At 29.6% G+C, this 10652-nt stretch carries 10 protein-coding genes; 7 read left to right on the top strand and 3 right to left on the bottom strand.

Translation table 11 applies throughout. The annotated features are described in order from the left end of the window. The first annotated feature begins 287 nt into the window (after positions 1–287). Positions 288–887 carry a ribonuclease HII gene (locus tag ACH2BO_RS08275; RefSeq protein WP_395044273.1) on the top strand — a complete coding sequence of 200 codons (600 nt, stop codon included), beginning with the start codon at positions 288–290 and terminating at the stop codon, positions 885–887. A gap of 16 nt (positions 888–903) precedes the next feature. Here ACH2BO_RS08275 and lipB read toward each other — a convergent pair whose 3' ends face one another. Both lipB and ACH2BO_RS08265 read right to left on the bottom strand, forming a co-directional pair. Beyond that, positions 904–1614: a lipoyl(octanoyl) transferase LipB gene (lipB, locus tag ACH2BO_RS08270; RefSeq protein WP_395044272.1), complete on the bottom strand. Its 711-nt coding sequence runs from the start codon at positions 1612–1614 to the stop codon at positions 904–906. Positions 1615–1775: 161 nt separating this feature from the next. Beyond that, complete coding sequence (locus ACH2BO_RS08265; protein ID WP_395044271.1) at positions 1776–2603, bottom strand: hypothetical protein; 828 nt, start codon at positions 2601–2603, stop codon at positions 1776–1778. A gap of 114 nt (positions 2604–2717) precedes the next feature. Here ACH2BO_RS08265 and ACH2BO_RS08260 point away from each other — a divergent pair, with 114 nt between their 5' ends. From ACH2BO_RS08260 to ACH2BO_RS08240, 5 genes are all read left to right on the top strand, one after another. Further along, complete coding sequence (locus ACH2BO_RS08260; protein ID WP_395044270.1) at positions 2718–2870, top strand: hypothetical protein; 153 nt, start codon at positions 2718–2720, stop codon at positions 2868–2870. After that, a complete protein-coding gene (gene lysS / locus ACH2BO_RS08255; protein ID WP_395044269.1) occupies positions 2842–4539 on the top strand; it encodes a lysine--tRNA ligase in 1698 nt (565 codons plus the stop codon). Before ACH2BO_RS08260 ends, lysS begins: the two co-directional genes overlap by 29 nt. Positions 4540–4554: 15 nt before the next feature. After that, entirely contained in the window at positions 4555–6075 is a 1521-nt protein-coding gene (locus tag ACH2BO_RS08250) for a hypothetical protein (protein ID WP_395044268.1), read from the top strand. A gap of 84 nt (positions 6076–6159) precedes the next feature. Beyond that, positions 6160–6612, top strand: a complete 453-nt coding sequence (locus ACH2BO_RS08245; protein WP_395044267.1) for a hypothetical protein — start codon at positions 6160–6162, stop codon at positions 6610–6612. Positions 6613–6676: 64 nt separating this feature from the next. Further along, positions 6677–7018 (top strand): hypothetical protein, encoded by a 342-nt coding sequence (locus ACH2BO_RS08240; RefSeq protein WP_395044266.1) that lies wholly within the window; start codon positions 6677–6679, stop codon positions 7016–7018. 83 nt (positions 7019–7101) lie between these two features. Here the strand turns inward: ACH2BO_RS08240 and ACH2BO_RS08235 are convergent, their stop codons facing one another. Further along, positions 7102–7374, bottom strand: a complete 273-nt coding sequence (locus ACH2BO_RS08235; RefSeq protein WP_395044265.1) for a helix-turn-helix domain-containing protein — start codon at positions 7372–7374, stop codon at positions 7102–7104. 87 nt (positions 7375–7461) lie between these two features. Here ACH2BO_RS08235 and ACH2BO_RS08230 point away from each other — a divergent pair. Next, positions 7462–10652, top strand: a 3191-nt coding sequence (locus ACH2BO_RS08230; RefSeq protein WP_395044264.1) for a hypothetical protein, incomplete at its 3' end; no start/stop codon positions are given.

Here is a 10652-nt window from a genome sequence, read left to right as displayed (position 1 = left end):
AGCGTAAAAATCCATTTGAACTTCGATCTCATATTAATTTTATTTGAGTTAGTTATTCCGCAAACTTCTTAATAATTTCTTAAATAAACAAATAATACTTCGGAATATTTTTATTTATTTATGTTAATTTTTTTTGCGTAAAGCTAACAATGTGGTTACGATACGTTCATTAGATGCAAAAAAGTTGAAAAGGTTGCGTTAAAAATTATATTTTTATCAAAAAAAAAATATGTTAAAATTATTAACATCAAAAACCGAAAAATAATTAAGCACTAAAAAATAAAGTTATGTTAAGTCCTTTTTATAAAACTTCTATTTTAGAATGTGGCACAGACGAAGCTGGACGCGGATGTTTGGCTGGACCAGTTACTGCTGCTGCAATAATTCTTCCTGAGAAGTTTGAACTAGATTTACTAAACGACTCAAAACAATTATCTGAAAAAATTAGAGAAAAACTTAGACCAATTCTTGAAGAAAAAGCAATTTCCTATGTGGTAACGCATCTTGAACCAAAAATAATTGACGAAATTAATATTCTGAACGCATCAATAAGAGCGATGCAAGAATGTATAGTAAAGTTAAATCCTACACCTTTATATATAATAGTAGATGGAAACAGGTTTAAACCAATAAACAATATACCATACAGTACCATTGTAAAAGGCGATTCTAAGTATATGAGTATTGCCGCAGCTTCTGTTTTAGCAAAAACTTATAGAGATGACTATATGAATAATATTCATGAAGAATTTCCGATGTATAACTGGAAACAAAATAAAGGTTATCCAACTCTAGAACATAGAGAAGCAATTAGAAAATATGGCATAACAAAATACCATAGAATGACTTTTAGATTATTGCCAGAGCAACTTTTTTTAGATTTGTAATTGTAGATTAACGATTTTAGATTGCAGAAATAAAAATCTCAGCTTCAAACAATTTATTAAAATGTTTAATTATTTTTTCTTTTACTTCTTGTTCGTTTACTTTTTCGATTCCAAGTTCAACATTAAGTGATGTAACGGCTTTTCCTTTTATTCCGCATGGAATAATATTGTCAAAATAACCAAGATTAGCATTTACATTTAATGCAAATCCGTGCATGGTTACCCAACGACTGGCACGAACACCTAAAGCACAAATTTTTCTTGCAAATGGCGTTCCTACTCCAAGCCAAACTCCAGTTTCGCCTTGACTTCTTGCTCCTGTTATATTGTACTCAGCCAAAGTTAGAATTATTACCTCTTCTAGAAGTCGTAAATATTTATGAATGTCTGTAAAGAAATTTTCTAAATCTAAAATTGGATAACCTACAATTTGTCCTGGACCATGATAAGTTATATCGCCACCACGATTTATTTTATAAAAAGTTGCTCCTTTGGCTTCAAGTTGTTTTTCTGATAAAAGCAGATTGGATAAATCCCCGCTTTTTCCTAAAGTATAAACATGTGGATGTTCTACAAAAAGAAAATAGTTTGGTGTTTCTAATACTGTTTCTTCTCTTCTATTTTGGATTTTAATATCAACAATTTGCTTGAACAATTCTTCTTGATAATCCCAAGTTGCTTTGTAATCTTTGTTTCCTAAATCTAGAAGTTGAATTTTTTTATTCATTTTGTTTTGTCAATAATTTCGGAGCTTCGGAAACAAAGTCGAAAAGTTTTTTTTAAAAAAAATATAAGATTTTATTCGAATTTATTATTTCAAAAAAGAAAAATTTAATCAAGTGGTTTAGATTATGAGATTTCTCCTTTATCTAAATGACAAAAAAAAAATTATTCGAATGTAACTTCAAAATTTAATTTTTCTGGAGATTCCATATATTCTTTAAGTGGATATTCAATTGTAATGGTTTTTCTATCATCACTATATAATGCATTTTCTATAGAAACTTTTTTTACTGCTTTTGGAAACTGATAAACCACCTTAAAATTAGATTGGTCATAAATCATTTCCATTGATTGCTTCATTTTTTCTGCAGCAGCTTCTTCTTCAGATATTTCATCAGATTTGATTTCTTCTTTTTTCTTTTCTGTTTTAGCAACCGATTTTTTAAACGTTTTGCCATCATAGAAAAATTGTGTTGCAGATTTTTCTTCAACTCCAGTTGGTGCCATTGCAAATCCGCCAGTTTGACCTTTGGGTGATAATGTTTGCATAGATTCTAATGGTGACATTACGTTTTGTAATTCTTGAATAGTATTAAAGTCGGTAAACATTGAATAATTCATTATTCCTTTTTCTTCATTCATTACCATGTGAACGCTAAATTTCTCCATACGCTTGATTTTTTCTTGCTCTTCTGGAGTTAATTTAGCAATACTGTCTTTCTTGCTAGCAAAAATTTCTTTAAAAGTAAATGTGCTATCAATATCTTTGCTATCCCTAGTAATTTCATTATCTTTATTTTTTTTCTTCTTTTTCTTAGTTTCCTTTTCATCATCTTTAAAGGCGCTTCCCATCATCGAAATCATTTTAGAACCGTCTATTTCATAAGCAAATTTTCCTGTTCCGTTTTCATTTATTAACAATTTTTCGGTGATAGAACAACTTGTTAAAGTAACTATTAATAGTATAGCAAAAAGTAGTTTAATATTTTTCATGGTATGATATTGATTTATTTGCAAATATATAAAAAAGTTTAATTTTTTTAGCCCAGACAGAAATGGCATCCTTTATTGTCTTGATTTTTTTTCAAGACAATAAAGATATAATGTATGGCTGGAATATGGATGGCAAAAAAGCCAAAACCATTCGCTTCATACTTCGACAAGCTCAGCATGACAATTGTCTTTGGACTTTTAGAAGTATTGACTATCTTTGCAATCTTAAAATTATATTATGCAACTTTCGGAACAAGAAATCATTAGAAGAGAAAAACTTAACGGACTTCGTGAATTGGGAATTAATCCTTATCCTGCAGATTTATTTCCTGTAAATCATACTTCTAAACAGATAAAGGAAAATTTTGAAGAAGGAAAAAAGGTTATAGTTTCTGGAAGGTTAATGAGTGTTCGCGATCAAGGAAAGGCATGTTTTGCAGAATTGCAAGATAGTGAAGGTAGAATTCAGTTGTATGTAAACAGAGATGTGTTATGTCTAGAAGAAGACAAATCGCTTTATAATCAAGTTTTTAAAAAATTGACCGATTTGGGTGATTTTATTGGCATTGAAGGTGAATTGTTTACAACTCAAGTTGGTGCAAAATGCATTAGAGCTGAAAAATTTACTTTTTTAAGTAAAACTTTAAGACCATTACCGTTGCCAAAAGTTGATGAAGACGGAAAAGTTCATGATGCTTTTAATGATGCCGAATTGAGATACAGAATGAGATATGTAGATTTGGTTGTAAATCCAAATGTGAAAGAAGTTTTCATGAAAAGAACAAAATTGTTCACTGCCATGAGAAACTTTTTTAACCAAGCCGGATATTTAGAAGTTGAAACTCCAATTTTGCAAGCAATTGCTGGTGGCGCTGCAGCAAGACCTTTTATTTCTCATCACAATGCATTGGACATTCCTTTATATTTAAGAATCGCCAACGAATTATATTTAAAAAGATTGATAGTTGGTGGTTTTGATGGAGTTTATGAATTTTCTAAAAACTTTAGAAATGAAGGAATGGATAGAACTCATAATCCAGAGTTTACTGCTATGGAAATATATGTAGCATACAAAGATTATAACTGGATGATGGAGTTTACAGAAAACTTATTAGAACATTGTGCTAATGAAGTAAACGGAACAACTGATGCTGTTTTTGGAGAACACAAAGTAAGTTTTAAAGCACCTTATGCAAGAGTTACCATGACTGATGCAATAAAAAACGTTACTGGCTTTGATATTTCTGGTAAATCAGAAACCGAATTGTTTGATGCGGCAAGAGCAATGGGAATTGAGGTTGACCAAACCATGGGAAAAGGAAAATTAATTGATGAAATATTTGGAGCAAAATGTGAAGGGAATTTTATTCAACCAACCTTTATTACTGATTATCCAAAAGAAATGTCGCCATTGTGCAAAACACATAGAGATAATCCAGAATTGACAGAAAGATTTGAATTAATGGTTTGTGGCAAGGAAATTGCTAATGCCTATTCCGAATTAAATGACCCTATAGATCAACGTGAACGATTTGAAGCTCAAATGCAATTGTCTGAAAAAGGTGATGATGAAGCCAACGGAATTATTGATGAAGATTTTTTACGAGCTTTAGAATATGGAATGCCACCAACGTCTGGTTTAGGAATTGGAATGGACAGATTGATTATGTTTTTAACAAACAATCCTTCGATTCAAGAGGTGTTATTTTTTCCGCAAATGCGACCAGAGAAAAAACAATTGGACTTGACAGAAGATGAAAAACATATTATAGAAATCTTGAAAGCAAATATTGGAATTTCTATTGGAGATTTAAAAGAAAAAGCTGCGCTAAGCGGAAAAAAATGGGATATTGCAAGCAAAGGAATTGCTAAACATAATTTAATGAAAATTGTGGTTGATGGCGAAAATAAAACTGTAGAATATTTAGGTAAATAAAAAAATATGAAAATCATGAAAATTAAATTAATTATGTTCTTATTGTTATGTGTATCATCGTTTGCACAAACACAACCTTCATTTACTTGGAGCAAAGAAGCAAGTAGTATTGAAAACGAAACTGAGTATAAAATAGAAAATGTTTTAGAATCAGATCGGCTTTTTAGAGTAAAATCTAAATACAATGATAAGGTTTTTAATACTGACGTATTTGTAGATATTTTTGACTCGAAAGACGATTTTGAAAAAGATGACACCAATACAATATCGGTTGAACAACCTGTTATGGGATTGAACATGTTGACTTTAAACTCAATGTTTCAAGTAAAAGGTAAAGAATATGTTTACTTTCTTACAGAATACAACAGAACTTCTAGAGAAAACGAATTGTTTTTTCAGAAAGTAAATATTGATACAAAAACAAAAACTAGAACTCAATTGACAACTAAAATGCCAGGGAAAAATGGTTCGAATCCTGGTGAGTTTTATGTAGCACAATCAGAAAACAAAATGTTTTATGTAATTTTAAAACAACCATCTTATGATAAAAAAGTAAACGAAAAAGTGATGCTTTGTTTGTTGGATGATAAATTTAAAGTGGTAAAAGAAATTGAATATGAGTTTCCGTTTTCGTCTAAACAATCTGGAGATCAAACTCTTTTTGTGTCAAATACTGGAAACGTTTTTATGTTAAAAAATATCGATTTACCTAAAGCTAAACCATACATGGGATTGTATTTTTGGGATTCAAAAGCCAATACAGTAACCGAAAAAAGTTTAAAACTTGAACAAGATTTTTTACAAATCAATCAGTTTAAAGGTAAATTTATAAACGATGATTTTTATTTGCAAGGTTTCTATTCTGATAGCGCTAGATTTTTCTCAATAAGTTATGGAGTATCATCACCATCAACTGGAATTTTTGGTTCTAAATTTAATGCTTTAACTGGCGAAATGAATTATTTTACATACAACGCAACTAACAGATATAAAAACTTTTATATAAAAGACATACTATTTGACGGAAATAAATCTTGGATGATTTTTGACCAAGTGTATAAAGAAACTAAAAGATTACCACTTCCTCCAGGTTCGGCATCGTTTGATTTTAAATATGAATATAAATATGATTCTGTTGGATTAACAGTTGCAATGTTAGATATTACATCTGGAAAACTTGATTGGATTACCGACATAAAAAACGATGAACCAAGCACATTAAACGATAACGGAAATTTTGTTAGTAGTTTGTATTTCTTAAAAAACAATAAACTTTCATTGATTTATAATGACACTAGAGATTTAAATACTGGCGCAGTTCATGTTCCTTACAACAGCAGAATTCCAGTTTTACAAACAATTGATGCTCAAGGAAAAACTATCGAAAGAATGGATTTAACCAATGCAGGAGTTGGAAATACTAAGAAACATTGCTTTGAATTGGACACATCATTTAAAGTTCAAACTGCAGACGGAAGTTATATTGTGAGAGCTAAATGTGGCAATAGTGCTTGGTACGGATTTTTAACTTTGTAAATATTTTAGCCAAATAAATGTTAATGGTTAAACCAAATTAGTTTGCTTGAGTCTTATCTACATATCACTTAAAAAATTTAAATTATGAAAAAAGTATTTTTAGCAGTTTTAATCTTTGTTGGGTTAACAACATTTGCTCAAGAAAAAAGAGATCAAGTTGGCAAAAGAGAAAAAATGACTCCAGAGCAACAAACAGAACTTCATGTAAAAAAAATGAAGTTGGATTTAGATTTAAATGAAAATCAAGTTGCCGAAATAAAAAAAATTGTTGCAAGACAAAATGCAAAAAGAGATTCTAAAAAAACCGAAATGCAAGCCAAACGAGCCGAAGGAAAAAAGCCAACTGCAGACGAAATGTTTAAAATGAAAAACGAAATGCTAGATGAACAAATAGCTCACAAAGCAGAAATGAAGAAAATTTTAAATGCAGAGCAGTTTGCAAAATGGGAAACCATTAAATCTGAACGTAAAAAAGGATTTGTTAAAAAAGCTAGAAAAGAAAGAAAAGAAAGAAAAATTGAAGATATTGAAAAATAAATTTTGTTATTTCATTAAAATAAATTAGTTTTGATTTCTATTATCATTAAAAAACATAGAACCTATGAAAAAAATAATTTTTGTTTTAACATTGATGTTGGCTTTTTCAATCAATGCAAATGCTCAAGATAAGAAAATGAATTATCAAGAAGTATCTAAAAAAGAAAGTGCTGAATTATCTGAACTTCTTGGTCTTAACGACACTCAAACTGCTGATTTTTACAGATTATTTGAAATGAAGAATCAAACACTTCAAGGTCAAGAATTATCTCCAGAAAGAAGTATTGAGCTATCAAGAATTATCGATATGAAGATTAAAGCTACTCTTACAGAAGAGCAAATTAAAAAACTTGAAGCTAACACAGAACTTTATGAAAGACTGATTGCTAAGCCAAAAATGAAATAATAAAATATCATTATATAAAAAATGCTCCAAATAATTTTGGAGCATTTTTTTTGGATTAAATTCACTAACATTTATTCATTACTCTAACCTTCTTCCTCTTTAAAAATCTGCAATCCTTTTATTAAATCTTCTGGTTTAATTTTTAGCGCATTTGCAATCTTAAAAAATAAATTCATGGTCATACCTTGTTTATTATTAAAGATTAAACGCAATGTTTTTTCATCACAACCAACGTCTTTTGCAAAGCGAGACTTATTACCATTATATTTCTCCATAAAGAGAATATAAATTCTTTTAGTTAAGGTTTCTTTTATTTCGTCTAGTTGCTTTTGCACAAAAACAAATAAAATCAACATTGTTAATAAAAATAAATATATGACTCGGAGTTTTGTCCGAATTTGTTTATATATTTGAGATATTATTAACGATAAAAACCTTAATTTATGAGTACAGAAATCAAAAACACGCTTTTCCGTTTTGTTACGATGCGAGCACCCCAATTATCTAATAATGAAGACAAAGAAAAAAGATTTGTATTAAGAAATCCAACTGTAACAGGTGTTTTTGATGTTGCTGTAGCAAACAAAATTGCTAGTGAAACCAAATGGAACGCAATGAAAGCTGCATGTGAAACTTTTGAAGCATTTTCATCTGATGAGGATGTAAAAATAATTAACCAAAACTTATATGATTTTTCTATTTGGCTTGTAAAAAATAGATTCAATTATTCTAAAGTTGAACTATTAAATAAAGTAAATCAAACAACATTCGATATAAATACAATTCCTTTTAATGCTCTTTGGAATAATCTTTTTTATCAAGTGATTACTCAAAAAGATTTTTATATTAAGGAAAGTATAATACACTTATTGGTTGCTATTAATTTTTTAGAAAATTTTGATGCAGATAAAGTTGAATTAAATGAAACATTAATGAATGCAACTGTTGTTTTGCCTTCATTACTTTTTGAAGAAGAAAATACAATACTAAATAGCACCAATAAGTTAGTAACGAAATCACTTCCTAAGGTGTCGTTTCCAACAAAAAGCATGAAAATGTTTCAAAATGTAGATAATGCATCCACAAAAAATGAAAACTATAAAAAGTTACAAAAAGAATTAGTAATTATAGAGAAAAATTATAAAAAAGAATATCAAAAGGAGTTATCTATAAACCAAAAAGTTTATAACACTAAAATAAAAATTATTCTAGACAATTATAGACAAGAAGTAGCATTAGCCAAAAAAACTTGGTGTACTATTAGAGATCCAAAAATTGTTTATGACTCTCAAAATCCTTGTGATCAAGTTCCCTATGTGGCATATCCTGAGTTACCAGAATTTGTATTTGATTTTAGAGAAGAAATAGATTTTAAAGATTTATCTACAAAATTATCTGCCGAAAATTTTGAAACATTAAATGAATTATTAAAATTAAATTATATTGATAGTAAAGGGAAAATTGAAGTTCCTGCAGATAGTTCAAATGATGAATTTACAACCTATGAAGGTATTTATAACGAAATAAACACCAATATATCTAGTAGTAATCAAATAATTGCCGACAATACAACACAACAAGAAAACTCAAGTGTTAGTATTGGTGGTGTTATTATGCCCATTTCTCCAAACAACTCTCAACCATTTTCATATCAATTGTGTCCAAAACGATTTAGTAATACTGAAATGATTGGTTTTTATTTAGTTGTATCTGTTCCTGATTTTACTTGGATAATTAGAGAAAGTGAATCAAGTTACAAACTAATCGATTTTGCTCCAAATGGAGTTACAGTTCATTCAACAGAAGGCACATCAATAACAATCTTTTTAAATGGAAATTATGATATAGATGCGCAAAACAATGCAACAGGAATCGAAGTTACATTGGCTTTTGAAAACGGAAGCATAAAAACATTTTCTATTACTTCATCGCTAGAGGAATCTATTTTTAAAAGTTGTTTTGATGGAAACCTAGAAGATGGTTTAAATGCTAATGGCGAATCTAATAATCCAATAAAAAGTGAAGCGCCATTTATTCCGTCTGGATTTGGTGTAAAACAACTTGGCATTGCCGATTATAAAAAAGTAGAACAATCTGTTCAATGTTATGTTGAAGGTGAAGTTGCCAATATTGAAAATGTAATGGCTCGTGAACGAAGAGAAAAATCGACTCGAAGATTAATAAAAAAAGAAGAAACAGATACTTTTTCAACCGATACCGAAACTGAAAAAATTACAGATACTTCATCTACAAATCGATTTGAAATGCAAAGTGAAGTGGCTAAAGTAATTCAGGAAAGTAAAGATTTTTCAGCCAATGCTCATTTTGATGTTCGCTTAAACAAAGCTACTTTTGGCGGAAGTGCCTCATTTGCAACTCATTCAAGTAAAGAGCAAAACACGCGTCAAGCCATTACGCAAGCCAAAGAAATTACCGAAAAAGCTAGTGATAGAATTACTACAAAAGTTCATCAAGAAAGAATTACAAAAATTACAGAAGAATTTGAAGAAAACAACATTCATGAATTTGACAACAGAAAAGGCGACAAACATGTAGTTGGAGTATATCGTTGGGTTGACAAAGTTTATAAAAATCAAATAGTTAATTATGGTAAACGATTAATGTTTGAATTCATGATTCCAGAACCTGCAAGATTGCATATTTATGGAATGAAAGAACTGGTACAAAATAATCCAGCATTATTGATAGTTGCACCTATTGATCCAAGAACGGCAACAGTTCATCAAATTGCAGATTTTGAATCGCTTACAGATATTAAATTAAAATATTGGTCTGGTATTTACAATGCAGAAATTAAAGCTCAGTTACAAGACGAAATTTCTGTTGGTGAATCATTTCAAATAGGTATTGAAGGTGGTTCAAAATTAGGGCGAATAGAAGCAAAGTCTGGAAACGGAAAAATTAAAATTCCTCAAGGATATTATACCTATTATGCTAAAGGTTTTTTTAATGCTATAAGTGACAATGATTATGGTGGACATTTGGTTAGTTTAACTATTGGAAATAAAACTGTTAAAGACACAACTGCTCTAGATACTTTTAATCTTGTGTTAGATGGTTCTATACAAAGTTATATTGACGAAGTTCCAGTGTCTTTTACCTTAGGAAATCATGTTTCTGGTGATATTTCTGCTTCTGTAAATTGTAGAGTAACAGATGCTGCTAAAAAACAATGGAGACTTGAAACCTTTAATGCAATTATTACAAAATATGAAGAAGCATTGGCAAACTACAATAAAAAACTTGAAGATGAAGATGAAAAAGCCATTGTAATTAAAGAAACCAACCCAGGTTTTTATCGTCAAATAGAAAATACTGTATTGCGCAAAAACTGTATATCCTATATGATTGACCAAACTACAACTGCCAAAAATACTTATGGTAAAGATTTAAGCAACGGATTAATAAGTTTTGGTCAATATGAAATAAAGGTTGATAAAAATCTTGACGATTATGCAGCACTAGTAAAATTTATGGAACAAGCATTTGAATGGGATATAATGTCATACAATTTCTATCCTTATTATTGGGGCAACAGAAACAACTGGACACAAATGTACCAACAAGAAAACAACGATCCGTTGTTTAGAAGTTTTATGCAAAGTGGTATGGC

Source organism: Flavobacterium sp. (genome assembly GCF_043773265.1).
In the GTDB taxonomy this organism is placed as follows: Bacteria; Bacteroidota; Bacteroidia; order Flavobacteriales; family Flavobacteriaceae; genus Flavobacterium.
This window is presented reverse-complemented; position numbering and strand designations above follow the sequence as displayed.

Coding starts and splice junctions, on each gene's coding strand:
- ACH2BO_RS08240 (WP_395044266.1), top strand. CDS start 6,677: ATGAAAAAAATAATTTTTGTTTTAACATTGATGTTGGCTTTTTCAATC.
- lipB (WP_395044272.1), bottom strand. CDS start 1,614: ATGAATAAAAAAATTCAACTTCTAGATTTAGGAAACAAAGATTACAAA.
- lysS (WP_395044269.1), top strand. CDS start 2,842: ATGCAACTTTCGGAACAAGAAATCATTAGAAGAGAAAAACTTAACGGA.
- ACH2BO_RS08265 (WP_395044271.1), bottom strand. CDS start 2,603: ATGAAAAATATTAAACTACTTTTTGCTATACTATTAATAGTTACTTTA.
- ACH2BO_RS08245 (WP_395044267.1), top strand. CDS start 6,160: ATGAAAAAAGTATTTTTAGCAGTTTTAATCTTTGTTGGGTTAACAACA.
- ACH2BO_RS08235 (WP_395044265.1), bottom strand. CDS start 7,374: ATGTTGATTTTATTTGTTTTTGTGCAAAAGCAACTAGACGAAATAAAA.
- ACH2BO_RS08275 (WP_395044273.1), top strand. CDS start 288: ATGTTAAGTCCTTTTTATAAAACTTCTATTTTAGAATGTGGCACAGAC.
- ACH2BO_RS08250 (WP_395044268.1), top strand. CDS start 4,555: ATGAAAATTAAATTAATTATGTTCTTATTGTTATGTGTATCATCGTTT.
- ACH2BO_RS08260 (WP_395044270.1), top strand. CDS start 2,718: ATGGCTGGAATATGGATGGCAAAAAAGCCAAAACCATTCGCTTCATAC.